Annotated in this window: 19 protein-coding genes and 1 pseudogene; 9 read left to right on the top strand and 11 right to left on the bottom strand. The window is 36.9% G+C overall.

Annotated elements, in window-relative coordinates:
* Positions 1-183 precede the first annotated feature (183 nt).
* The 3 genes from D1094_RS14365 to mfd all read right to left on the bottom strand — a co-directional run bounded on the left by D1094_RS14365 (position 184) and on the right by mfd (position 5,913).
* Entirely contained in the window at positions 184-474 is a 291-nt protein-coding gene (locus D1094_RS14365; protein ID WP_118960809.1) for a DUF1244 domain-containing protein, read from the bottom strand.
* Between the two features lie 73 nt (positions 475-547).
* Entirely contained in the window at positions 548-2,272 is a 1,725-nt protein-coding gene (locus D1094_RS14360; protein ID WP_118960808.1) for a CsiV family protein, read from the bottom strand.
* A gap of 83 nt (positions 2,273-2,355) precedes the next feature.
* Positions 2,356-5,913, bottom strand: a complete 3,558-nt coding sequence (gene mfd / locus D1094_RS14355; RefSeq protein ID WP_118960807.1) for a transcription-repair coupling factor — start codon at positions 5,911-5,913, stop codon at positions 2,356-2,358.
* Positions 5,914-6,468: 555 nt separating this feature from the next.
* Between mfd and D1094_RS14350 the strand changes: the two genes are divergently transcribed.
* The 7 genes from D1094_RS14350 to galE all read left to right on the top strand — a co-directional run bounded on the left by D1094_RS14350 (position 6,469) and on the right by galE (position 13,930).
* Positions 6,469-6,795 carry a ComEA family DNA-binding protein gene (locus tag D1094_RS14350; RefSeq protein WP_182440199.1) on the top strand — a complete coding sequence of 109 codons (327 nt, stop codon included), beginning with the start codon at positions 6,469-6,471 and terminating at the stop codon, positions 6,793-6,795.
* Between the two features lie 205 nt (positions 6,796-7,000).
* Complete coding sequence (gene cysD / locus D1094_RS14345) at positions 7,001-7,900, top strand: sulfate adenylyltransferase subunit CysD (RefSeq protein WP_118960805.1); 900 nt, start codon at positions 7,001-7,003, stop codon at positions 7,898-7,900.
* Positions 7,901-8,011: 111 nt separating this feature from the next.
* Entirely contained in the window at positions 8,012-9,415 is a 1,404-nt protein-coding gene (gene cysN, locus D1094_RS14340) for a sulfate adenylyltransferase subunit CysN (protein ID WP_118960804.1), read from the top strand.
* Between the two features lie 47 nt (positions 9,416-9,462).
* Positions 9,463-11,190 carry an SLC13 family permease gene (locus D1094_RS14335; protein WP_118960803.1) on the top strand — a complete coding sequence of 576 codons (1,728 nt, stop codon included), beginning with the start codon at positions 9,463-9,465 and terminating at the stop codon, positions 11,188-11,190.
* A 23-nt stretch (positions 11,191-11,213) separates the two neighbouring features.
* Positions 11,214-11,816, top strand: coding sequence for an adenylyl-sulfate kinase (cysC, locus tag D1094_RS14330; protein WP_118960802.1), 603 nt, complete (start codon positions 11,214-11,216; stop codon positions 11,814-11,816).
* A gap of 91 nt (positions 11,817-11,907) precedes the next feature.
* Positions 11,908-12,867 carry a DHH family phosphoesterase gene (locus tag D1094_RS14325; RefSeq protein ID WP_118960801.1) on the top strand — a complete coding sequence of 320 codons (960 nt, stop codon included), beginning with the start codon at positions 11,908-11,910 and terminating at the stop codon, positions 12,865-12,867.
* Positions 12,868-12,907: 40 nt separating this feature from the next.
* A complete protein-coding gene (gene galE, locus D1094_RS14320; protein ID WP_118960800.1) occupies positions 12,908-13,930 on the top strand; it encodes a UDP-glucose 4-epimerase GalE in 1,023 nt (340 codons plus the stop codon).
* Positions 13,931-14,069: 139 nt separating this feature from the next.
* Here galE and D1094_RS14315 read toward each other — a convergent pair whose 3' ends face one another.
* On the bottom strand, positions 14,070-15,290 hold the full coding sequence (locus tag D1094_RS14315; RefSeq protein WP_118960799.1) for an EAL and HDOD domain-containing protein: 1,221 nt from the start codon (positions 15,288-15,290) through the stop codon (positions 14,070-14,072).
* Between the two features lie 181 nt (positions 15,291-15,471).
* On the opposite strand from D1094_RS14315, the gene putP reads away from it, so the two are divergent.
* On the top strand, positions 15,472-16,959 hold the full coding sequence (gene putP / locus D1094_RS14310) for a sodium/proline symporter PutP (RefSeq protein WP_118960798.1): 1,488 nt from the start codon (positions 15,472-15,474) through the stop codon (positions 16,957-16,959).
* 89 nt (positions 16,960-17,048) lie between these two features.
* On the opposite strand, the gene D1094_RS14305 is transcribed toward putP, so the two are convergent.
* Positions 17,049-17,762 (bottom strand): DUF3379 family protein, encoded by a 714-nt coding sequence (locus D1094_RS14305; RefSeq protein ID WP_118960797.1) that lies wholly within the window; start codon positions 17,760-17,762, stop codon positions 17,049-17,051.
* Positions 17,755-18,270, bottom strand: coding sequence for a sigma-70 family RNA polymerase sigma factor (locus D1094_RS14300; RefSeq protein WP_118960796.1), 516 nt, complete (start codon positions 18,268-18,270; stop codon positions 17,755-17,757). The genes D1094_RS14305 and D1094_RS14300 overlap by 8 nt, the downstream gene beginning before the upstream one ends.
* 222 nt (positions 18,271-18,492) lie before the next feature.
* Between D1094_RS14300 and D1094_RS18985 the strand changes: the two are divergent.
* Positions 18,493-18,681: pseudogene (locus D1094_RS18985) on the top strand (hypothetical protein).
* A 56-nt stretch (positions 18,682-18,737) separates the two neighbouring features.
* Here the strand turns inward: D1094_RS18985 and D1094_RS14290 are convergent.
* From D1094_RS14290 to D1094_RS14270, 5 genes are read right to left on the bottom strand one after another with little or no spacing between them, the layout of a single operon-like run.
* Positions 18,738-20,501, bottom strand: a complete 1,764-nt coding sequence (locus tag D1094_RS14290) for a BatD family protein (protein ID WP_259337971.1) — start codon at positions 20,499-20,501, stop codon at positions 18,738-18,740.
* A complete protein-coding gene (locus D1094_RS14285; protein WP_118960795.1) occupies positions 20,495-22,549 on the bottom strand; it encodes a VWA domain-containing protein in 2,055 nt (684 codons plus the stop codon). The genes D1094_RS14290 and D1094_RS14285 overlap by 7 nt, the downstream gene beginning before the upstream one ends.
* Before the next feature lies 1 nt (position 22,550).
* Complete coding sequence (locus tag D1094_RS14280) at positions 22,551-23,612, bottom strand: VWA domain-containing protein (protein WP_118960794.1); 1,062 nt, start codon at positions 23,610-23,612, stop codon at positions 22,551-22,553.
* Positions 23,605-24,204 carry a DUF4381 domain-containing protein gene (locus D1094_RS14275; protein ID WP_118960793.1) on the bottom strand — a complete coding sequence of 200 codons (600 nt, stop codon included), beginning with the start codon at positions 24,202-24,204 and terminating at the stop codon, positions 23,605-23,607. The genes D1094_RS14280 and D1094_RS14275 overlap by 8 nt, the downstream gene beginning before the upstream one ends.
* Entirely contained in the window at positions 24,204-25,253 is a 1,050-nt protein-coding gene (locus D1094_RS14270) for a DUF58 domain-containing protein (RefSeq protein WP_118960792.1), read from the bottom strand. The genes D1094_RS14275 and D1094_RS14270 overlap by 1 nt, the downstream gene beginning before the upstream one ends.
* Positions 25,254-25,321: the final 68 nt, after the last annotated feature.

Raw genomic sequence — 25,321 nt, 5'->3', positions numbered from 1 at the left:
AAATTTGTATATGGTATAAAATATAAAGCAACTAAAGTAACTATTAAAGGCTTATTTTATTTTATTGGTAGATCTGAGAGTGAAGATGTTGAAGAGCAGATATAAAGCAAAGGTAACTGCTATAATTTTTTTGGAGCTACCTTTGTAAAAAACTTATTGTAGAAATAATAGGGTGAGTTGTTTTTATTTCTTTTTGTTGAGTTGATTAAATTTAGCTAATTGCTCTTCAGTTGCAGGAAGTTGATGTTTTTCTTTCCATTCACTATAAGGCATGCCATAAACTTGTTCTCGGGCTGTATCAATGTCTACTTCAACACCAAGTTTTTCAGCTTCGGCGACAGTCCATTTACTAAAACAGTTTCTGCAAAAACCTGCAAGATTCATTAACTCGATGTTCTGAACATCTTTTCTATTATCTAAATGAGCAAGTAAGCGACGAAAAACCGCGGCTTGTATTTCAATGTCTTTTTCCATAAATAAACCTTGTTGAGATGGAGTTAATTTCATTCTATATCGAAAGTTTGATATAGAGGTATTTTATTAAATGTTATCTAATGGCTTGAGTAACAGCTTCATCATCTGATTTGCTAGGGTCGAATCGTCTAATTTGTACTAACATACCGATATAAGGGTGATCAAAGTAATGTACTTCACCACTAATTACTCGTCTGTTTTGTTGAAAACTAATTTGCTTTGTTACTTTTGTATTATGAGTGTCATCAATGTTTACAGAAGGCTGACTTTGCGTATTCAAATCATCTGTCAGTAAAGTTAAATCAGCTGTTATATATAAATAATGATCTAAATGGACTTTAAATAAACCTGCTAATTCCCAATCTTGTTTAGGAGCTGTAGGCATAGATGGTATCGTTGGTGTCATTGGCGAACTTTCGCCAATTGCAGGAGGGGTAGCAAAGTTAATAGGCTGATTTAGTTGGCTAATAACGAGTTCAATATTATCAGTATCGAGTTGATTTACTCGTTCAACGATGGCATTGATCTGCTTTTGTTTAACTAACTCATTTTCATCTGCTTCTGTTGAAACCCCTTTAATCATGGCATCGTTTTCTATTGGTGAATCATAGACATTAGTACGTTGATTTACCGACGTTTCTAATAAAGTATTTTCAGCGTGCAGCGGATTACTTTGCTGATTAAATTGTTCATTGAGTTCACGGGTATTATTGTCAAAAGGATAGTCACTAGCCAGTTGTTCGCTAAGCGCATTTATTTGTGATGCTTTTAACTCATCAGCATTCAACGCATTAATATAGTTTTGATATTTTTTTAATTGTTCTTGGTATTCAAGAGCAAAGTGTTTGCCAGCGAAAAGCTTCATTGGTGCAGCTTTAGTACGTGTTACACCTATTTGACGCCAACCTAAATGCAACAGCGGTTTGAAGTTTTTGCTCCATCTTAGTCTCTGAGTAACATCTGTAAGCCTTAAAGAGTCTTTGCTAATAAGATATGGGCTATCAATATTTCTGATCCCACTTGCGGCTACTTTTCCGGATAAGCGTTCAACATTAAGTGCATCGATGTTAAATGATGTGAATTGTTCTGGTGTTAAAACCTGTTCAAAAAAGCTTTCAGGAATTTGACATAAAGCGGGCTTTGATTGCTTAAGTTGTTTTGGATAATAGCTATAATTCTTGAATTGAATAGGTGAAAATTGTTGTTCAGCTGCCGCAATTAATTGTATTTGCTGTGCCGATAAGCCGGTTAATGCTTCTTCAGTTTCAATGTCAGCATTAGTATTGTGATTAACTAACGTGTCAGAACTATTGTCTTTTGGTTCTGTGTTTGCTGCCTTTGTCACGTCCTGCTTTTCAGTTTCTTGTTCAAAGCTCTTTTCATCATCAAAAGCGGTTGCTGCGATTTCAACTAACGATTTTGTTGTAAAGTTGCTTTGTGTTTCATATAAAGAAAGGCTGGTATGACTCGCTTTTGCAATAAAATCACTTGTTGAAAACTTTTCAGGTGATGAAAGTGTTTGGCAATAAGGTAATTGTTGTTTTAGCGAACTAATATCAGGTTGTAAATAATCAGACAACAAATCGAATGAACGATTAGATGTCGCTTGTGTTACGTCATCTGGAAAGTGCTCTTTTAAAAGGCTTTTATCGCCTAATTGTTTAAAGAGTATGACTTCAATTTCAAACCATCGAGGGGCATTTTCTTTTGCAGCAACGCTTGGCGAAGCTATACACAACAAGCTTGTACATAATGTTGATTTAATAAGTAGTGACAGCTTATTTAAGGGTAATTTCATTGAGTTAATAGCTCTTTTTAAAACATTATTGTGAGTTTACTTGTTAAGTAAAAACAGGCATAAATCCAGCTTACATAGTATCGTTATTTTGCTAACAGGTTCAATATATTAGTCACAATAGTAAAACGTTCTTGGCTATCTTCGCTGTTTTTTACAAACTTTAATTTACTTTGTCCGCCCATTTTATACATCGCTGGTTGTTGTTGGATCAGTCCAATAATTTTCATTGGATCAATCTCGGTATTATTAGAAAACTCTATAGACCCGCCTGCTGCGTTGGCTTCTATCCGCGAGATCCCAAGTTTTTGTGCTTTTAGGCGAAGTTTAGCAACATGAATAAGGTTTTTAGTTGCTTGCGGAAGTAAACCGAATCTATCAATCAGCTCTACTTGTATATCATCGAGAGCTTGTTTGTCTTTACAACTGGCAATACGTTTATAAAGGCTTAATCGAAGGCTTACATCAAAAATATAATCATCAGGAAGAAGTGCAGGTATACGTAAATCAACTTCTGTTTGATTTGACATTACTTGATCGAGTGATAATTGCTTGCCTTCTTTTAATGCTGCGACAGCTTGGTCTAGCATTTCCATATAAAGACTAAAACCTACTTGGCACATAGAGCCACTTTGATCTTCGCCAAGTAGTTCTCCTGCGCCCCGTATTTCTAAATCGTGTGTAGCAAGGGTAAAGCCAGCACCTAAATCTTCAAGAGAAGCGATAGCCTCCAAACGCTTTTTAGCATCTTTGGTCATTCGTTTTTCATGAGGAGTAAGTAAATAAGCATACGCTTGATGATGTGAGCGACCAACGCGACCACGAAGTTGATGCAATTGCGCTAGGCCAAGATGGTCAGCTCTATCCATGATGATAGTATTGGCACTAGGTACATCGATACCTGTTTCAATAATCGTAGTACAAACAATAACATTGAAGCGTTGATGATAAAAATCACTCATAATACGTTCTAGTTCACGCTCTCTCATTTGACCATGAGCAGTTACCACTCGCGCTTCAGGCACTAGTGCTTGAATATCTGCTGCTGTTTTTTCAATACTATCAACGTGGTTATGAAGAAAGTAAACTTGACCACCACGTAGGGTTTCACGAAGTATTGCTTCGCGTATAAGGGCATCATCACGTTGTCTAACAAAGGTTTTTACGGCTAAGCGTTTTGCTGGTGGTGTTGCGATAATGGATAAATCTCGCATGCCGCCCATTGCCATATTTAAAGTACGTGGAATAGGGGTAGCCGTTAAGGTTAAAATATCGACGTTACTGCGTAATTTCTTAATTTTTTCTTTTTGTTTGACACCAAATCGATGCTCTTCATCTACTATAAGTAACCCTAGGTCTTTATATTTAATGCTATTTTGCAGTAACTTATGAGTGCCAATTAAAATATCTATTTGACCCGATTCAACTTTTGCAATGACTTCATTTTGTTGCTTGGTGGTTTTAAAGCGTGACAATACTTCGATAGTTACCGGCCAATTGGCAAACCTGTCTCTAAAGTTTTCGTAATGTTGCTGCGCTAGTAATGTGGTGGGCACCAAAATAGCGACTTGTTTTGAGTCATTCACAGCAACAAATGCAGCACGCATTGCCACCTCTGTTTTACCAAAGCCAACATCACCACAAACTAATCTATCCATAGTTTTAGGTGATAACATGTCACTGATCACTGCGTTGATAGCTTGTTTTTGATCGAACGTTTCTTCAAAACCAAAACTGTCACAAAAACTTTGATAATCTGCTTTATTACGTTTGAAGCTATGGCCGTGATGATTGGCTCGATTAGCATAAATATCGAGTAATTCAGCCGCAACATCGCGCACTTTCTCAGCCGCTTTCTGTTTTGCTTTACTCCATGTATCGTTACCTAACTTATGAAGAGGCGCGTGATCATTATCGCTGCCAGAATATCGGCCAATTAAGTGTAATGAAGCAACAGGTACATATAACTTGGCATCATTAGCATAACTTAACATTAAAAATTCAGTGGTTATGCCACCCGTTTCTAATGTCTGTAAACCTAAGTAACGTCCAATACCATGTTCAATATGAACAACGGGTTGACCAATAGTTAATTCTGCTAAATTTTTAAACAGCGCATCGGCCTGTATATCTTGAGATTTTGCACTACGTCTTTCTTGCCTAACGTGGTCGCCTAGTAGCTCTGCTTCGGTAACTAAAGCAATCGCATTTTTGATCGCACTCCCTTTACTTTGAAAAATAAACCCTTGGCTTAATGCGTTAACAGTAATACCTAACGTTTCATTGCTATGAATAAAACTTTCTATGCTGTCAAAAATTGTGGGTTTTATATTATCGCGCTGTAACAGCTCTAAGACACTTTCTCTTCGCCCTTGGCTTTCTGCAATAAATAGTACTTTTTGAGGTGTTTCTTTACTGGCAATAAACTCATTGATAAGTTCAAACGGCGATTTTAGTTGATGGTCGATAGTTAAATCAGGTAGAGGTTTTACATCAAACTCAACATCACTTGCTTTACGTCTTGTTTTTTCAGGTGCTTCCTCATTTTCTTCAGCAACGATATGTTTTTCTTTATTTACCTCAGGTAACTTAGCGATAGGCTCTTTTATTGTTATACGATCAAAAGGCTTTAATGCGCTGAATAACGATTCTGTCGTTAAAAATAGTCGCTCTGGTGGTAGCAAAGGACGTGTTGGATCGTATCGACGATTCTCATAACGATATTCAATATCAAGCCAGTATTGTGAGAGTGATTTTTCTAAGTCGCCATAAATAATCGTTAACGTGTTTTCTGCTAAATAATCACAAAGTGTACTTGTCTCATTGAAAAATAGCGGCAAATAGTACTCAATACCTGGTGGGAGAATTCCATTGCTAACTTGATGATATATTGATTCTTTATCTATGCTGCTTTTGAATTGTTCACGGTATTGACTACGAAATAAATTAATCCCTTCTTTGTCTGTAGGGAACTCGTGAGCGGGCAATAAATTAATCGTGTTAATTTTGTCTTTAGAGCGTTGATTCTCGGGATCAAACAATCTTATTTCATCAATTTCATCATCAAAAAAGTCTAAACGAAATGGGCTATTACTACCCATAGGGTACAAATCTAAAATAGCGCCACGTGCTGAAAATTCACCATGTTCCATGACTTGCTCAACACAGCGATAGCCATTAGCTTCTAAATCTTGACGTAATTGATGCAAGTCTTTTTTATCCCCCGTTTTTACATGCAAACTGTTTGCTTCAATATATTCTTTAGGCGCAAGTTTCTGTGCCAATGTGGTTACAGGGACGATTACAATACCATGCTGCATTCTTGATAATTGATATAAGGTCGCTAGTCGTTGTGAAATGATATCTTGATGAGGAGAAAAGGTATCATAGGGTAATGTTTCCCAGTCAGGAAATAGGCAAATGGTTAACGTTTTTTCTTCGCTTGATAGTAAGCTTAATAACTCTTGCTCTAAACGCAAAGCTGAAGGTGTATCGTGTGTGATAATTACGACTGGCTTTTCAGCTGCTTTAGCGGCATTGAATATTGCAAAGGTAGTACTGCTACCAAAGAGGTTATGCCAATTTTTTTTATCGGCAGTATTTCCACGACGTTTTGCAATTACAGGGGTTAACAGACTGGTCATTTTACTCTTTACGCTTTGATTATATTTAAATTAGCTGGCTACTATGAAGATAAAATGCATGAACAATACGCATAGTTTGACGTATTAATGAATATTTAGTGTCCATGTAGATAGTAGTTGATGAAAATTAAAACTTTTTAAGTAATCAATATTCTAAATAAGCTGGCGATAAAGCGCTAGTATTTGTGCCGATATTTTTTATCAATCTTTTTGGCAATGTCGTAGGAAATTTTAACCGTGTTATCGCTTGTTATGTGGAATAACTAAATGTTAAAAGTTATGCCTTGATAACTTCCCAGACAATAACTGAAAATATCAACAAGGGTCAATATGCTCTATTCTTGTATTTTTTATTTTGTATGCAGGTTTTGACAACATGCATTTATTTTACTAGACATAATAGTAATGACTTTGATGTTCTTAAATCATGATGATGAAAGAAAAGTTATTACTAAGAGTATTTAGTGAGTAATTATTATCAGTAGATGATTATATGAAATGATTACCGCTTATCAAAATACATGGATTATTAAATGGATAATACAAGGATTAAATATGAATGTATCAAAAAAACTTTCGATCGCTTTATTAGCTTGCGCAATGATTGCGCTTAATGGTTCAGCTCTTGCTAATACCGACAGTAAAGCAAGTCAACAGACGAGCTCTAATCATACTCAAGATGAAAACCTACAACAGGTGAATATAAATGTATCCACTGTAGCGCAATTGGAAACATTAAAAGGTGTTGGAAGTCATCGAGCTAAAGCAATAGTTCAATATAGGAATGAGATAGGTAAATATACCCATATAGAGCAACTTACTGCGGTGAAAGGTATAGGGCCAAAAATTATTGAAGATAATAAAGAAAGAATAATTCTTTAACTGTGTTTGCTTACCCTTAAAAACCAGCTTTGTGGCTGGTTTTTTCATATAGAACGTTATTTTTATAGGTGTTGTAGAGTAACCCCTATAAAAACCACTATCCTTATTCGCTTTGGTTATATCGAAGCTGTTTATTATATGGAAACCTCTACAGAGGTGTGGCAATATTAGCGCCATAATTTTTCATAATAGTTTGTACTGACAAATGAATTTAACCCATTTAAAAAAGCTTGAAGCTGAATCAATCCATATATTTCGTGAAGTTGCTGCTGAATTTGATAACCCCGTTATGTTGTATTCAGTGGGTAAAGACTCTGCTGTGTTATTACACCTAGCAAGAAAAGCCTTTGCACCAGGTAAAATCCCTTTCCCTCTTTTACATGTTGATACAGATTGGAAATTTAAAGAGATGATCGCCTTTCGTGATCAAATGGCTAAAGATTATGGCTTTGAATTATTAGTGCATAAAAACCCAGAAGGCTTAGCTATGGGTATAGGGCCATTTACCCATGGTAGTGCAAAGCATACTGATGTCATGAAAACTCAAGGGTTGAAACAGGCATTAAACAAATATGGTTTTGATGCGGCTTTTGGTGGTGCACGCCGTGATGAGGAAAAGTCGCGTGCTAAAGAGCGTGTCTACTCGTTTAGAGATACTAACCATCGCTGGGATCCAAAAAGCCAACGCCCAGAATTATGGAATGTATATAACGGTAAAGTAAATAAAGGCGAAAGCATTCGTGTATTCCCTTTATCAAATTGGACTGAGCTTGATATTTGGCAATATATCTATTTAGAAAGTATTCCAATTGTGCCTTTGTATTTATCAGAAAAGCGCCCTGTTGTAGAGCGTGATGGTACGTTAATTATGGTTGATGATGATCGCATGCCTATTGCTGATGATGAAGAAATCCAAATGAAAAATGTTCGCTTTAGAACATTAGGCTGTTATCCGTTAACGGGAGCTGTTGAGTCTGATGCGGCAACATTACCAGAAATTATTCAAGAAATGCTGTTAACTAAAACTTCTGAGCGACAAGGGCGAGTGATTGATCATGACTCCGCTGGTTCGATGGAGAAAAAGAAAATGGAAGGTTATTTCTAAGCTGATCTTTATAGCCACTTACTTTATTAAATGGCTTAAAACAATTAACAGTAGACATTAATTTGATAATGAACCAATGCAACTTTTGCTTTGGTTTACTAAGGAAATGAAATGAGTCATCAATCAGACTTAATAGAAAGTGATATCCAAGCTTATTTAAAGCAACATGAAAATAAAGAACTGGTTAGGTTTTTAACCTGTGGCAGTGTTGATGATGGTAAAAGTACCTTAATTGGCCGTTTATTACATGATTCGAAAATGATTTTTGAAGATCAATTGGCCGCTATAGAAAATGATTCAAAAAAATCAGGTACTACCGGTGAAGCTGTTGATTTAGCCTTACTTGTTGATGGTTTGCAATCGGAGCGTGAGCAGGGTATTACCATTGACGTTGCCTATCGTTATTTTTCAACGGATAAGCGTAAGTTTATTATTGCTGACACGCCAGGTCACGAGCAATATACTCGTAATATGGCTACTGGTGCTTCAACGTGTGATTTAGCGATTATTTTGATTGATGCAAGGTATGGCGTTCAAACACAAACCAGACGACATTCATTCATTTGTTCGTTACTTGGCATTAAACATATTGTTGTTGCGGTTAATAAAATGGACTTGGTTGATTATTCGCAAGAGCGCTATCAAGAGATTAAAAAGGAATATCGTGAGTTTGCTGATTCATTAAATTTTAATGATGTTCGTTTTGTGCCAATGTCAGCGTTAAATGGCGATAATGTTGTTGAAGAAAGTGAAAATATGCCTTGGTACCCTGGTGCCACATTAATGAAGCTACTAAACACTATTGATGTTAAAGAACAGGATGAATTCACACAATTTCGTTTCCAAGTACAGTATGTAAATCGTCCGAACCTCGACTTTAGAGGCTTTGCAGGCACAATTGCGTCGGGACACGTTTTAGTAGGCGATACTATTGTTGCTTTACCTTCAGGTAAAGAGAGTGTTGTTAAAGAGATTGTCACCTTTGATGGCAACCTAGAACGAGCTGATAAAGGTATGGCGGTTACAATTACCTTAGAAGATGAGATTGATATTTCTCGCGGTGAAATTATTGTTAAAAAGGGTAATTTACCCACCTCAGCCAAAGAGTTTAATGCAACCGTTGTTTGGATGCATGAAAATGAACTTGAACCGGGTCGAGAGTATTTTATTAAGCATGGTAGTAAAGTAACAACAGGTCACGCTGATACCATAACAAACAAGTTTGATGTTAATACTATGGAGAAACTACCAAGCTCTCAGCTGGCGGTAAATGACATTGGTACTGTTGATTTTGTTGTTGGCGAAACATTGCATTTTGATGCTTACCAAGATAACAAAGGTACAGGCGCTTTTATTATTGTTGATCGCTTAAGTAATATTACGGTAGGTGCAGGTATGATAAATCATGCCTTAGATGAACAAGTACACGAGTATTCAGCTTTTGAACTTGAGTTTAATACCTTAGTACGTAAGCATTTCCCTCATTGGGGTGCTCGCGATATTACGAAAGCGTAAGTAATTAGCACGCGTAATTAAAGATAGCGCTTTTTTAGGAATAATTAATGACAGTTGAACAGTGGTTGATGATCGGTGTGTTTATCGCCACTTTCGCAAGTTTGGTTAAATTTCAACGAGCACCAGAGCGTGTGTTCTCTGTCACAATTTTACTTTGTTTAGCGTTATCTTTTGTTTCTGTTGATGACATATTAGCCAACGCAGTTAATCCAGGGTTAGTAACGTTAGTTTTACTGGTTATCTGTTCTTTTTCTTTTGAACGAACCAGTATCCTTAGGCGCTTATCTACACGTGTCTTTAATGGTTCAAAAATAAAATCTACTTTAAGGTTATTGCTTGGAACTGCATTTGCTTCCGCTTTAATGAGCAATACTGCGGTTGTCGCAACATTAATCAATACAGTTAAAAAAAATAAACTCATTAATTCAGGTAAGTTATTACTGCCGTTATCTTTTGCTGCCATTTTAGGTGGTACATTGACTCTAGTGGGGACATCCACTAATTTAATCGTAAATAGTTTAATGTTGAAACAAGGTAACCCTGGTTTTAGTTTTTTTGATTTTACAACGATTGGTCTTGTAGCCCTACTAAGTTGTTTATTTATTATCTTACTAAGAGCTAATTCTTTACCGACTATAGAAGAAGACGAACTACAAACTAATGATTACTTACTTGAAGCAAAAGTGTCATCGACTTCTTCACTAATAGGTAAAAGTATTGAGGATAACGGGTTAAGAAATTTAGATTCACTGTTTTTAGTTGAAATTGTCAGGCATGGCAAATTGATTTCTCCTGTCACTCCTGAAGAAAGTGTGCAAGCCAAAGATAAGTTAATTTTTAGTGGTGATATTTCCAAAGTGTTAACCTTACAACAATTTGATGGTTTAACACTCTTTGCTCAGCAAGATGACTTATTACAAGATAACTTAACAGAGGTCTTGTTAAAGCCTGATTCAGCCATCGCGGGGAAAACACTTAAAAAAGCAGGTTTTCGTGCCCGCTTTGATGCGGCTGTCGTTGCCGTTAGAAGGGAAGGGTGTGCATTATCAGGAAAGCTTGGTGATATAGTTTTAAAATCAGGTGATTTTTTAGTGTTAGCGGTAGGGCAAGATTTTTCAACTCGAACCAATTTAAGTAAAAACTTCTTTATTCTGTCAGGTCGTCAAACAGAAAATATGCTGAGTGGCTGGCGAGATCATACCACCGTTTGGGGCTTTATCGTAGCTATTGGCGTTTCAGTTTTCACACCCGTTTCGCTTTTAAGTGCGTTATTTGTCTATGTCGCTTTTTTAATCTTCAGTGGTTCGCTTACCGTTAATGAAATTAAAAGGCGCTTTCCGTTAGAGATTTGGATGATAGTGCTGGGGGCGTTAACATTAGCAACCGCTATTGAAAATACCGGGATTGCTGCCAATATAGCCTCAGGAATAGAGTCATTATTACACGGTCAAAGTGTCTATTTAGCTTTTATCGTTATTTTTGTTTTAACGTTAATTATGACCGAGTTGGTAACTAACAGTGCTGCGGCTGCTTTATCGTTTCCTGTAGCTTATAACATAGCACTTGGTTTAAATGTTGATCCTATTCCTTTTGTTATGGCGGTTGCATTTGCTGCTAGTGGTAGTTTTATCAGCCCATACGGATATCAAACCAATGTTATGGTTTATAATGCGGGTAATTATAAACTTACGGATTTTATAAAATTTGGGCTGCCAATTTCTTTGGTTTATAGCATAACTGTTATGATTATGATCCCAATTATTTTTCCATTTTAATAGTGCGAGTCGAGTAAATATTAATGAAAACAGATAATACTGTTTGGCATGACCAACAGGTAACAAAGCAGCAAAGAGCTTCTCTTAAATCGCAAAAACCTTGTTTACTATGGTATACCGGATTGAGCGGCTCAGGAAAATCAACAGTAGCTAATGCCGTTGATGCGCTTTTATTTCAACGCGCTTGTCATAGCTACTTACTAGACGGAGACAATGTTAGGCACGGACTTAATGGTGATTTAGGTTTTACTGATGAGGCTAGAATTGAAAATATTCGTCGAATTTCTGAGGTGGCTAAGTTATTTTTAGATGCAGGCATTATTGTTTCTACGGCTTTCATTTCGCCCTTTGCTTCTGATAGAGCGATGGCAAAAGAAAAGCTTGAACAAGGTGAGTTTATTGAAGTGTTTATTGATACGCCAATAGCAGTGTGTGAACAACGTGACCCTAAAGGTTTATATAAAAAAGCACGTGCTGGTGAAATTAAAGACTTTACTGGTATTGACTCTACTTATGACGTACCTGTATCACCACAAATACATGTTAAAACTGCAGAGAAGTCAATAGAAGCGTGTGCTCAGCAAATTGTTAATTACTTAATTGAACATCAGTTTATTAGTGATTAATAGCAATATAAAATTTTTAGCTAGAGGAAAACTCACCAATTAATCAGCTCGGTAGTGACCTCTATTTACGTAATGCCCAAAAGAGATAATTATGCATTTTGATGTTTTCAACGGTGATGCTGATGGCATCATTGCACTATTACAACTTAGATTAAATACCCCAAAAAAGAGTCAATTAATCACAGGGGTTAAACGTGATATCAGTTTACTAAAGCAAGTATCTGCGAAGGAAGCGACCTCTGTTACGGTTTTAGATATATCACTTGAGAAAAATCACCAACCACTAGAAGATTTATTGCAAGCGAAAGTCCCCGTCTTTTATGTTGATCACCATCGAAGTGGGCATATTCCTACTTCAGAACATCTGAAAAGCATTATTAATACGGATCCCAATACTTGCACTAGTCTTCTTGTAAATGAGTATTTAGAAGGACAGTATGCTTATTGGGCTATTGCCGCTGCATATGGCGATAATATGATAGTATCAGCGCAATCATTAGCTGAAAAATATGATTTGTCAGAAGAAAAACAAGCATTGTTGTGTGAACTGGGAACATATATTAATTATAACGGATATGGCCGTGATATAGATGATCTATACTACGCACCTGCAGATTTATTTAACTTATTATTAAATTATCCCGATCCATTTAGTTTAATTGCAGAACAAGGCTCTGCATTTGCCCAGCTTAAAGAGCGTTATCATTCAGATATGAACAATGCTCAAGAAGCTGACGTATTAACCGATCAAGCTAATGTTAAAGCGGTTTTATTAGCCGATGAGCCTTGGGCACGCAGAATAAGTGGTGTTTTTGGTAATGCCTTAGCCAATGAATCACCTGAAAAAGCACATGCAGTTTTAACACAAAATATTGATAGTTCTTATACCGTAAGTTTAAGAGCTCCACTCAATAATAAGCATGGTGCTGGTGATGTCTGTGCACAATTTCCAACAGGTGGAGGAAGAGCTGCAGCGGCAGGTATTAATGCATTACCAGAACAAATGCTTGGTCAGTTTTTCGATACTGTGGCAAAATATTATCAACAGTAGGGAATAAGATAATAATTAAAGTGTATTTATAGGATATTAAATGAGTTTATTAATTACCGGTGGTACTGGCTATATAGGCAGCCACACTGTTGTTGAGTTATTACAGTTAACAGATGGGAATATAGAACAGGATATTGTGATTGTTGATAACTTATCTAACTCATCAACCAAGGTACTAGAAAGAATAACGCAAATCACGGATAAAACCGTTACCTTTATTGAAGCTGATATTCGAGATGAATCAGCATTAGAGCGAATTTTTACTCAGCACACTATTGAAGCTGTGATTCACTTTGCTGGGTTAAAAGCTGTTGGTGAGTCAAATGAGATTCCATTAGCGTATTATGATAATAATGTTTCAGGTACGGTCACTTTATTGCAAGTGATGAAAAAACATCAAGTTAAAAAGTTAGTCTTTAGTTCATCTGCAACTGTATATGGTGATAACGAATCTCCATTACATGAGGGAATGACAACTTCGGCAACCAACCCTTATGGTCAAACAAAGCTAATGGTTGAAAATATTTTATTTGATGTAGCGAAAAGTGATGCAGATTGGTCAATTGCTTGTTTACGTTATTTTAACCCGATTGGAGCACACCAATCAGGTCTTATAGGTGAAAGCCCTAACGGCATCCCAAATAATTTATTGCCCTATGTATCTCAAGTCGCGGTAGGGCGATTAAAAGAATTGCAAGTTTTCGGTGATGATTACAATACGATTGACGGCACAGGCGTAAGAGATTATATCCATGTTATTGACTTAGCATTAGGGCATGTAAAAGCATTACAAAACTTAGAGGCAATTAAGGGATGTAAAGCAATCAATTTAGGTACTGGAAACGGAACTTCTGTATTAGAAATAGTGAATAACTTTAGCGAAATAAGCGGTGTTAGCATACCTTACAAAGTTGTGCCTAGAAGAGCAGGAGACTTAGCAACCGTTTATGCTGATGCATCACTTGCTAATGAATTACTGGCATGGAAAACTCAATATTCTATTACAGATATGATTGCTGATACGTGGCGATGGCAGTCAAAAAATCCTAATGGGTACAATTAACTAAACTAAATTTAAGTTCATTTGTTATTAACCCGTACTAAAACAATAAAAGGAGCTGTAAAGCTCCTTTTATTGTTTTAGTACGGGTTAAACTTTATTTTGAGTATATTATTTTGAATGTATTATTTTGAATGTATTATTATGTTGTTAGGTCAGTTTGTTCGTCAGCCCAAGTAAGCGCTTGATTGTAATGTTCAACCGCTTTGTCTTTATTAAGCTTTAATTTCTCGATGACAATATTGGTTTTATCCCATTCAGCCAGCTCTATCAACTCAACTAACTTAATTAACGCAGCCATAGGGCCTTTCTTCGTTAGTAGGGGGTCTTTTATTTCTTGAGCCAGGGGTAGCTTTTCCATCACACTTTCCATCGGTTCATCGAGAATGGCATCAATTTTTGATAATAAACCGGTTAAAAAGGCGATAGAAACATCTAACTGGGATCTGATATCTTGTGCAACTAATTCGCAGAATTTGGCTCTTGTCATTGCCAATTTAATTAATTCTGTTGGTTTGTCAGGATTTGCAGTTATAGCAAACATTACTCCCAAAAAGCGCTTAAGCTCGCCTGAGCCTAAAATGACTAAGGCTTGTTTTATTGTTGATATCTCACTTCTACGCCTAAAAATGGCAGAATTAGCATAACGTAATAACTTGTATGAAAGAGAAACATCACGTTCAAAAACACTGGTGATGCTATTCAAGTCTAATTCAGTTTTAGATGTTTCATAAAGAAGTTCAGCCATAGCTAATTGTGATGGCGAGAGCGTTTTAGTTTTGACGATTTCAGGTTTAGCAAAAAAGAAGCCTTGGAAAAACTCAAAACCCATTTGAAGGAGTTGATTATATTCTTCATAAGTCTCTACTTTTTCAGCAAGTAACTGAATATGTTCATGCCCTTTTGTTGCGGTAATAATCGTTTTAATTTCATCAAGGCTGGTTGATTGTATATCGACTTTAATAATTTTAATAAAAGGATAAAAATGTGCCCAAACACTTTGATGTTCGTAATCATCAAGGGCAATGGTATAGCCTTTACTGTGAAGATCTTTACATTGTGCCAGTAGTTTTTTACCTGGCTTTACCGTTTCAAGAATTTCTATAACAACTTCTTCAGGCGCAAGCATTTCAGCGTAGCCTTGCGTCAGTGTATCTTGAGTAAAATTAATAAAAGCAGGCTTACTTCCAGTAAATTCACTAATCCCCATATTGAATTGGCTAGCTTCTATCATTTTACTGGTTGCTTCATCGCCATCTATATCAGGAAAAACATTATCAATACTGTCGCGAAATAATAATTCATAGGCAAAAAGCTTTTTGCTCTTATCTAAAATTGGCTGTCTAGCGGCATAAAAAATCATAAATTATTGACTGTCTACTTCGTAAAAGGTTCATACTATTGAATATATGGTATAGCGCGTTATTTTTCATTAGTTTTGTTGTTTATTTTTATAATTTATACATTTTAGGTACAGCGGTATCTTTTTTTTGCCATTTTTGCTAGGTTAGACGACTTAATTTTTGTTATTTGTTGGAGATGTTTTGGAATTTAGTACACTGTTTTCGTTAGCCCTTTATTTTATCGCTATGTTAGGTATAGGTTTATATGCTTATAAAAAATCGACCAGTGATGTCTCTGGATATATGTTGGGAGGAAGAAGTTTAACGCCTAGTGTTGCCGCATTATCTGCTGGCGCTTCTGACATGAGTGGCTGGATGTTAATGGGCCTGCCTGGAGCAATGTATTTATCAGGAGTTAGTAGCCTTTGGATTGGTATAGGCCTTATTTTAGGCGCTTTCTTAAATTATTTAATTGTTGCGCCAAGGTTAAGAACTTACACAGAGATTGCTAATAATTCTATTACCTTACCTGACTTTTTTGAAAATAGATTTGAAGATAAAACGCGACTATTGAGAGTAGTCTCTTCTATTGTAATTGTTGTGTTTTTCACTTTATATACTTCAAGCGGTATTGTTGCTGGGGGTAAACTGTTTGAAAGCTCATTTGGACTATCATACGAAATAGGGCTATATGTCACCGCGGGTGTTGTGGTTGCGTACACTTTGTTTGGCGGCTTTCTTGCTGTTAGCCTGACAGACTTTGTTCAAGGGTGCATCATGTTTGTAGCTTTGGTGTTAGTACCCGTTGTTACATTAAATGAAGTGGGCGGGATTGAGGAAGTACATACAGCGGTCAAGCAGATAAACCCTGAGTTACTTAATGCCTTTAGTGGTATGACTTTACTAGGAATAATTTCTGCGATGGCTTGGGGGTTAGGTTACTTTGGTCAACCTCATATTATCGTACGTTTTATGGCGATACGTAGTGTGAAAGATATGCCAACAGCAAGGCGTATAGGCATGAGTTGGATGATAGTATCACTCATCGGTGCTATGGCAACAGGTTTTGCTGGTATCGCTTATGTTCAAAAAACAGGGTTGAAACTTGATGATGCCGAAACAATCTTTATTGTGTTGTCACAGCTTTTATTTAATCCTCTTGTGGCTGGCTTTTTATTGGCAGCAATATTAGCGGCGATTATGAGTACTATTTCTTCGCAACTCTTAGTGACATCTAGCTCGTTAACGGGGGATTTTTATCAAGCCTTTTTAAATAAAGAGGCGAGTGAAAAACAGTTAGTCTTGGTTGGTCGTATATCTGTGTTGATTGTTGCTTTAGTGGCCATTTTCTTAGCGTACGATCGCAATAGCACCATATTAAGTCTAGTTAGTAATGCGTGGGCTGGGTTTGGTGCCGCTTTTGGACCTGTGGTTATTGGTAGTTTATACTGGTCTAAGATGACTAAAAATGGAGCATTAGCAGGTATTGTTGCAGGTGCTGCGACTGTATTATTTTGGATTTATGCCCCTGTCACAATTAACGGCAACTCATTAAGCTCTGTTGTTTATGAAATTGTACCAGGGTTTATAATGTGTTCTTTAGCTATTTATATAGTTAGTGTTATGGATAAAAATGTCTCTAGTGAAATGAAGACTTTATTCAATAAAATGCTAAGTCATCATAAATAAATAAAGCTGTTTAAATGTAAAAAGGCTAGGGCTTGATGTCCTAGCCTTTTTTGATGGCGTTATGTCTTATTTTCAGCGAAATGAAATGGCTAAATTGACCAAGAAATATTATTGCCTAATTTTTTTTGCCAAGCTGATAAAGGCTCATTCTTATCACCTACAACAATGATGTTAGCTTTATCAAAAGCGGCAGATTGGCCAATAAGTTTGCTGTCAGAAAATGTATCACTAAAGCTGATTTGATCGTTTTTAGGTACAACAAAAACAGTAACCGGGCTTGTTTTTCCTTGAAAAACTAAATGGAGACTTTTCATGCCATCAAAGCGACAGTAATCAGCAAATATTAACTTGCCAATCGTGTTAGTGAAATTACCATTAAATGCCGCCATTTTTTTATTGAGCGATGTAAGATCAACTCTTGTGTTAGCATCATTAGAAAAGTGCCCTTGCTCATGATAAACGTGGGCTAATGCATAATCTCCTAAATTAGAATGCGCACTCGAGAAAAGTGTGAAATTAACAAGTAGTCCTGCCGTTATGGCAACAGATGCTGCTAAAGCAAGGTGGAAGCGCTTTTTACGCTTTTGTATTTGGTGGCTAGCTAAAGTTTGACGCAAAATTAATTTATCAGATAAATCTTCGGGCACGGGAATGTTTAATGCTTGAGCGATTTTATCATCAAGATGATTGAGCTCTTGAGCAAATTGCCTTTTCGACGGGTCAGCTTGAAGCGCAGCAAGTAAAGCTTCATCTTGGCTTTTTGGATCGGCGTAAATGCTACGTCTAAATTGTAAATCATCCATTGTATAAACCTCGTTTTTCTGGCTCTGCTTCTAGTGCTTCTTTCAATTGATTTCTCGCTCTAAACAAGCGGGTCATGACTGTGTTTTTATTTAAGTTGAGGATTGAAGCAATATCTTCACCACTAAACCCTCCTAGCACTTGTAAAACTAATGGCTCGGAATATTCAGCAGGCAGCTGAGCTATTTTTTCTCTTAACCAAGCATTTTCAATATTTTGCTCATTGCTTAAAGATTGATTGTCTGTAATCGATGCTTCATCGAACTCTCCCATATCAAAACGCTTACGCTCAAATCGTCTCGCGTTCTCTCTTCGTAATATAGTGATTAACCATGATTTTGCTGCTTTCTCATCTTTTAATGAGTCTAAGGCTCGCCATGCTCGAAGAAAAGTTTCTTGCACAAGGTCTTCAGCCACCTGTTTTTCATGGCAGAGCCAATAAGCATAACGGTATAAATCACCGTGTAGCGCCTTTACCAGCGCTTCGTATCTAACTTGTTTAGTAATCATGTAAGTAAAGACCTGCTCTTAACCAAATCAATTTCAAAATAAATAATTTATTTCATCGTAGCAAAAATTCAATGAACTAGCTTTGTGAGGCAGTGGAAGTAAGAATGAAACAATTAAGCTAACCGCAAAAGAAAGCTAGTGTGATAAACAAAGTACTAGGGTCTGTTGATCTTTCGCGATTAAATTTTGTAAGAGCTAAAAGCGTTTTATTCGCGGCGAGTAGTGTGTAGCTTAGTCATTCTAAGCAAATACTACTCAACAAAGCATAAAATGCTTTTAGCCTAATCCTTCGGACAGCGTTTGTTGGTCATTTTTACGGCGTTATCGCCTTTTTATGTGGAATAACCACATGACAAAGGCTCTGCCTTGTACAAATATCCAACAAAAAGCTGCAAAAACAACCCCGAATGATCAACAGCCCCTAGCTTTCTTATAAGGTATTTAGGTTAGGTATTAAGGTTAAGGCGTTAAGGGTTTAATTTTATCGATGTAGAAGATGATACTTGTTGTTGTTTCTTGTTATAGGCTTGTACAGCATTTAACAAGGTATCACCTTGCCAATTTGACAATCCTGAATCAGAATCTTTACCAAATAAATGTTGCTGTAATTCATTTACTGCATTTGAAAAGCTTTGTTCTGAAACAATTTCTTGTGCTTTAGCAAAAGTGGTTATTTGTGCAGAACCAGATAACTGTAAACTGTGATTTAGCCAAGGTAATATTAAGTCAAGCGCCTGTTGGGCTTGACCTTTTTTACAAGCAGCCAGTAACTTAATGTAACTTTGCCCGCTATCGTGTTTTTTCTCTACTCGAGGTAATGTCGCAGATTTTCGCTTAATTAGACTGACATGAAAAAACCAAGCGAGTAAAGTCGCTATCCATAAACCAAGGTATACCCAATGTAAATGGTTAGTTTGTGTAAGCGGAGAATCTTGTTTAAGGTTTTCGGCTTTTGTCAGTGTCGATGAGTCCGTTGTAATACTGTCCACTTGTTGAGAGTTGCTAACATCCATTCTTGTTGAATTAGGCTCATCAGGGTTTTCTTTAACAATAATCGCTTGCTCAGGTAAGGTGGCATGCTCAATTTTGTTAGTAACAGTATTAAACCAAGTGATACGAATTTCAGGCAGGATAAAACGTCCAGCATGACTTGCCACTAACGCAAAATTTTGCACCTTTTGACTAACAAGACGCTCTTTAGATAAATTTGAATGGAGCTGAGCTTGATCAGGATAAACTTTTAACCCTTTAGTTGCCTTCATGATAATAGGGGGGAGTTGTGCCTTAGATAAGCCCGCAGCTGTTAAAGTAATTGTTCTGGTTATAGGCTCACCAACCATGTAATCCTGCCCATTTGATTGCCATTCTTGATGTAATGTTAAAAGTTCACTGGGTAACCAAGTATTTTGCGGGTTATTTGGGTCATAATTAATGAAACTGTCTGGTATTGATTTAACAACCAGCTTTATACTTTCGCCTAAAATACTGACGGGCTTAGTTTCAGCAAAACTTAGAAAGTTAGAGCGCCTTCTTGATGGCATCATTATCTCACCTGAAAACATCGGTGCTGCTAAAGTAAATGTGCCACTTTGCTGTGGTGTAATGGCATAAGTTTGTTCAATAACTCGGTAGCGCTTACCGTTAATGATGGTATCAGATTGTTGATCTTGTCCTATTTTTTCAACGGTAGCGCCAGCTAATTCAGGCTCAGTTAAGTTGCCACTTTTTAGTTCAACTGAAAAGTGAAGTTTTAAGGTCAATGTTGTGAGTTGTTGAACAAATACTTCATTATTAGATAACTCACTGGTAATAAATATATCCTGATAATTATTGTTATCTTGAGGCGCTTGGTCTACTACTTCGAGTGATATGGGTTGGCTAAATTTTCCCTCTATTTCTAATGCCGGAATTGCTAATTTCCCGACTTTTCTTGGAATAAGTAAAATCTGCCAGTTGGTTGTTCTACTGGTTTTAAAGTTGACCATGGTTGTTTGAGAGCTAACCGATGTTTGACCCACAATGAAATCTTTCAATAATGGGGATGTATCGAGTTTATTGCGATTAATATCATCATCTGCAGTCACTGTTAATACGATTGATTCATTTAGCATTGCAGGGTTTTTATCAACCGTGGCAGTGACACTTGATAAGGCATTTGCTGAATGATTAAAAACCATTAAAAAAGTAAAAATACAAAAACGTATTACGTGTGTTAACTTCGAGTTTACCACTGTTTCTCTGCTCCTTTTCTTGAACCGCCTTGCTGTCTTTTTTGATACTCTAATTTCATTTTATTACGCAGTAGCAAATAGGGGTCATCAGTTACTTTATTTAATAGTTGTTGATGCTTTTGTTCTGTCTCTTTTGCTTGTTTATCTAGCATCGTGCTTGCGGCAGTTTTTTCATCGGGCTCTTGAACTGATTCTTCACCTTCTTTAGCGACTTGTTGCTGCTCACCTTGCTGCTGCTCACCTTGCTGCTGTTCGCCTTGCTGCTGCTCACCTTGTTGCTGCTCGCCTTGCTGCTGCTCACCTTGCTGCTGTTCGCCTTGCTGTTGCTCGCCTTGTTGCTGCTCACCTTGCTGTTGCTCGCCTTGCTGTTGCTCGCCTTGTTGCTGCTCGCCTTGTTGCTGCTCACCTTGCTGCTGTTCGCCTTGTTGCTGTTCGCCTTGCTGTTGTTCGCCTTGCTGTTGCTCGCCTTGCTGCTGCTCGCCTTGTTGCTGTTCGCCTTGTTGCTGTTCTTGTTGTTTCTTTAATGCTTCAATTTTTTCAAGGTTTTCTTTTGCATCTGTTAAGGATTCATCTTTTGCTAACGCTTTTTTATAGGCTTCGATAGCTTGATCAAATTGCTGTAATTGAGCTAAAGCATTACCTTGGTTATATAAAGCTTCGCCGCTATCGCTTTGTTGGAAAGCTTCTAGTGCCTGCTGATAATTACCTGCTTTATAGTGGGCACTACCTTGCCATTGGGTATTATCAAATTGATTGGCGGCTTGCTGATATTGCTGTTGTTCAAAATGATTTTGTCCTTGCTGATCAGGTGTCTGCCAAAGGTTATTCCAAAACGATTTTACTTTTGATTCACTTGAAGACTGCAGACTTGTGGCTGCATTAGTTTCGGTTGTCGAGGTTGATTCAGAAACTTGCGGAATTACTTCGTTGTTTGCTATTGCATTATGCGAGTTTAAGAGACCTGTCACTAAAAGTAATGGTAATACTGGTGAGAAAGAGATAAGCACACCACGACGAAAATAACTTAATAATAATGGCAACATAATAATGATAAGCCATGGCCCTTGTTCGTAATATTGATCACCTTGTAGTAATTGTTGCTCTTCTTTATCTTGGTTAATGTCATCATTATTATGGTTAACTGACGATTGTACTAATAGTCGAATGTCTGCATCACCATGAGTAATTGTACTGTATTGGCCTCTAGCACGTTTTGCGATAGATGCCAGCTTTCCTTCGGGTAATTTAGGTACAACAATAGCGCCAGATTTGTCTTTAAGTAACTCTCCAGAACTTAACTTTATAGGTGCACCATTTGCAGTACCAATACCTAAAATATTTATTCGGTGACCATATTCATTAGCCCAGTTATATACGTCCGACATTTCTTCATTATCAATATCGTCAGTAAACCAATAAATATCGCCATTAACATGGCCAGCATTAATAAGTGTCTCATGAGCCATCGATAATGCAGCAAAAGCATTTGCACCCAGTACAGGCATAATTTCTGGAGATAATGAAGGTAATAATAACTCGATATTTTTAATATCTTGAGTGAGTGGGCTAATAGTAAATGCGTCACCTGCGTAGGCAATTAAACCTATTTCACCTTCATTGAGTGTTTTAAGAAGATCTACAGCCTTAAACCTTGCTCGGGTTAGACGGTTTGGTTTTAAATCGGTGGCATACATAGAGTATGACATATCCATAATAAGTACAGCGCCTCGTTCCAGTTGATAGACTGGTTGAGGAACTTTTTGCCAAGCAGGCCCTGCTAACGCCAAAATCACACAACTACCTATAATAAAAGGTTTTAGCATTACGTTGCTAAACGCTGAAGAGTTTTGCTGCTTACTGACATTACCGTTAGATGTTTCTAAGACAACATTTGCTAAATGTTTAGGTAATAATTGTTGCCATGGTGAGTTAAAGTGCTGCTGCTTTTTGAGTAACCTCACTATGATAAATAATAGTAAAAAAGCAAGTAACCACCAAGGTCTTACAAAGTGAAAATGCTCTAAAAATTGGTTGAATTCAAAGCTCATATTAACGTTTACCTATGGTTGAATATGAATTTGTAGATTGTGAATCGATAGTAGATTTTGAGTTACCTGTATTAGTAAAAGGTATAAATCTGGGAAAGCTCATCATAAATATTGCTAAAGAAGCAATAACAGCTGCAATAGATAAAGGCCAATAAAACAAAGCTGTGAGTGGACGCATTTGTTGTTGGTCTTGCTCAATGGGCTCTAGTTTATCAAGTAGATTGTATATTTCACTCATACCTTGACTGTCTTTGGCACGAAAATATTTTCCACCTGTTTCTTCTGCAATTTTTGCTAAACTTTGTTCGTCTAATTCGCTTGAAGGATTAACACGACGACTACCGAATAAAGATTGCTGAATCATGACTTCTGCACCAATACCTACAGTATAAATGGTAATGTTTTTAGCGACGGCAAGTTCTAGTGCTTGATCTGGCGTTATTTTACCTGCGGTATTTTGACCATCAGTTAATAAAAGTAGCACTTTGTTAGATTGTTTCTTTTGATCGAACCTTTTTACAGCCAATGCTATTGCATCACCAATCGCCGTTTTCCTTCCTACTAGACCTAATTCACTTTCGTTCAACATTTGTTGTACTGTTTTTCTATCAAAAGTCATCGGCGTTTGCATATAGGCATCATCACCAAAAAGGATCAAGCCTAAGCGATCACCTACACGTCTTTCGATAAAATTACCTAAAACAACTTTGAGCATTGTCAATCGGTTTACTGTACTGTTATTTAACTGCATGTCTTCAATTTGCATGCTGCCTGATAAATCGACTGCAATCATCATTTCTCTTCCTTCTGTAGGAATGTCAATTGCTTCGCCTAACCATTGTGGTCGACTTAGAGCAACTACAGTGAGTATCCAACATGCAGCGAGCAAAATAATAGGAAGTTTGTTACTTTTTGTCGGCGTGACAGCTTGCCCTGATATTTTAATCAGTGTTGGCATTTTTAAAGCACTACTTGTCTTCACTGATTTTTTAGCAGGAAGTAAATAAATAAGAAAGGGAAGTGGTAACAATACCAATAACCAAGGCCATGCAAAGCTAATCATTTACCCCCCCCCCGATACTGCTTGTGTTTTTAAGGGGAAGTGCGTGTTCTATCCAAAGTTTTGCGGCTTGAAAACACTGTTCATTACTCTTTATGGACGGATTTTTTTGGTAATGGCTGTTGAAGCTATCCGAAGATAAACTAGAAAACTGTTGCTGGTATTTTTCAGGTAATTGCTTAACTAAAAACTGTTGTAATTGCTCGCCATAAAGTTTGCTTAGCTGTGTACGTGGAAAATACTGCATTGCGACCCACTTCAATAACGTCATTACCTCTTCACTCGTCATTGACTTTGAGAGAGTGCTTAAGGCTTTGGTTTTTTGCCTGTTTTTACGTTTATGCAGAATATATTTTCGTACTGCAACATAAGAAGAAAGAACAACTAAAAGGAGTAATAACCACCAGCCATATGCTGTAGGCAATTGACTCACTTGTTCAGGTAAGTGAATATCATTTAGCTGTAATGGAGTATTAGCAGGATTATTTCCTGTAGGTAGTTGTTGAAATCCACTAGCGAATACTGAGTTTGTTTGTATCGTAAAACCTAAGAATACATAAAGCATAAAAGATATTAATTTTTTAGAATAATTCATTAATTACCTCCCGCTCTAAGTTGTAATTCAAGAGGTAATCCAGCGCTGAGTTCAACGACTCTAGCGCCTGTCTCAATTAGTTGTTGCTTTTTATCATTCATAATACTTGTTGCAACTTGGTGGTATTGTTCAGATGTGTTTTCATCACCTAGTGTTAACTGTTGCTTGTCTTGGCCATCAGTAATATTAACGGAAAATTTAACATCACTGCTTGGTAAGTTATGCTCTAAAGGATCGCTAATTAAACAAATAACCAGTTCACAATGTTGAGAAATTTGGCTTAAATGTCTTAAAACTGTGTGGCTATTTTTAGAGTGGTTATTTAGCGTACTTGCATCGGTAATAAAGTAGACCAGTGAGCCAGGTTTGGCGAGTTGTCTTATACGAGCGCAATTTTCTGTAAAAACAGTTTCACTTGGTAAAGGTTTATTAACTAAATTATCACTTGTTGTGATGTTATTAATTATTTCAGTTGAGCTTTGGTGAACTGATGTAAGCGCATGCAGATAATGCAAAACGCCTTCTTTTCTACTACGTGGTTTTAACTCTTTGTGTTGATTTTGATTGAAAACAATACCGCCTAATCTATCACCACGCTCTTTTGCATGCCATGCTACTAGTGCAGCTAAATGGGCGGCTTGAACTGATTTAAATAATAGCTTACTACCAAAATGCATATTAGTAGATAAGTCGGTTGCGATTAAAACAGGTCTCTCTATTTCTTCACGAAATAACTTGGTATGTGTTTTACCGGTTCTTGCTGTTACTCGCCAATCAATAGCGCGAATGTCATCACCTGTTTGATAATGTCTTACTTCATCAAACTCCATACCTCGTCCTTTACTACGAGAGAGGTAATTACCTGATTGACGACCATGAATATTTTTTCGAGCAGTTAAGTCTATTAATGCACTTTTAGATTGATACTGCAGCAACTCCGACATCGACAAGTCGACACCGTTACTTTGGATGCTCGCTAAAATATGATCACAATGGTTGTTTTGATTATCACTGTGTTGTCTATTAGAAAAAAACTGCTTAAACCACATAAAGATACTTTATCTCAATTGACATACTTTACTTATTTGAAAAAAATAACATTAATTAGGTTAGGTAT

The sequence above is a fragment of the Colwellia sp. RSH04 genome (genome assembly GCF_003545765.1).
Classification (GTDB): domain Bacteria; phylum Pseudomonadota; class Gammaproteobacteria; order Enterobacterales; family Alteromonadaceae; genus Colwellia.
This window is presented reverse-complemented; position numbering and strand designations above follow the sequence as displayed.

What these genes read in the sequence shown, in the direction of transcription:
- D1094_RS14280 (WP_118960794.1), bottom strand. Translation starts at nt 23,612, where the DNA reads ATGATTAGCTTTGCATGGCCTTGGTTATTGGTATTGTTACCACTTCCC.
- mfd (WP_118960807.1), bottom strand. Translation starts at nt 5,913, where the DNA reads ATGACCAGTCTGTTAACCCCTGTAATTGCAAAACGTCGTGGAAATACT.
- D1094_RS14325 (WP_118960801.1), top strand. Translation starts at nt 11,908, where the DNA reads ATGCATTTTGATGTTTTCAACGGTGATGCTGATGGCATCATTGCACTA.
- D1094_RS14365 (WP_118960809.1), bottom strand. Translation starts at nt 474, where the DNA reads ATGGAAAAAGACATTGAAATACAAGCCGCGGTTTTTCGTCGCTTACTT.
- D1094_RS14315 (WP_118960799.1), bottom strand. Translation starts at nt 15,290, where the DNA reads ATGATTTTTTATGCCGCTAGACAGCCAATTTTAGATAAGAGCAAAAAG.
- D1094_RS14270 (WP_118960792.1), bottom strand. Translation starts at nt 25,253, where the DNA reads ATGTGGTTTAAGCAGTTTTTTTCTAATAGACAACACAGTGATAATCAA.
- D1094_RS14360 (WP_118960808.1), bottom strand. Translation starts at nt 2,272, where the DNA reads ATGAAATTACCCTTAAATAAGCTGTCACTACTTATTAAATCAACATTA.
- D1094_RS14335 (WP_118960803.1), top strand. Translation starts at nt 9,463, where the DNA reads ATGACAGTTGAACAGTGGTTGATGATCGGTGTGTTTATCGCCACTTTC.
- cysD (WP_118960805.1), top strand. Translation starts at nt 7,001, where the DNA reads ATGAATTTAACCCATTTAAAAAAGCTTGAAGCTGAATCAATCCATATA.
- D1094_RS14350 (WP_182440199.1), top strand. Translation starts at nt 6,469, where the DNA reads ATGAATGTATCAAAAAAACTTTCGATCGCTTTATTAGCTTGCGCAATG.
- cysC (WP_118960802.1), top strand. Translation starts at nt 11,214, where the DNA reads ATGAAAACAGATAATACTGTTTGGCATGACCAACAGGTAACAAAGCAG.
- D1094_RS14285 (WP_118960795.1), bottom strand. Translation starts at nt 22,549, where the DNA reads ATGAGCTTTGAATTCAACCAATTTTTAGAGCATTTTCACTTTGTAAGA.
- galE (WP_118960800.1), top strand. Translation starts at nt 12,908, where the DNA reads ATGAGTTTATTAATTACCGGTGGTACTGGCTATATAGGCAGCCACACT.
- D1094_RS14275 (WP_118960793.1), bottom strand. Translation starts at nt 24,204, where the DNA reads ATGAATTATTCTAAAAAATTAATATCTTTTATGCTTTATGTATTCTTA.
- D1094_RS14300 (WP_118960796.1), bottom strand. Translation starts at nt 18,270, where the DNA reads ATGATTACTAAACAAGTTAGATACGAAGCGCTGGTAAAGGCGCTACAC.
- cysN (WP_118960804.1), top strand. Translation starts at nt 8,012, where the DNA reads ATGAGTCATCAATCAGACTTAATAGAAAGTGATATCCAAGCTTATTTA.
- D1094_RS14305 (WP_118960797.1), bottom strand. Translation starts at nt 17,762, where the DNA reads ATGGATGATTTACAATTTAGACGTAGCATTTACGCCGATCCAAAAAGC.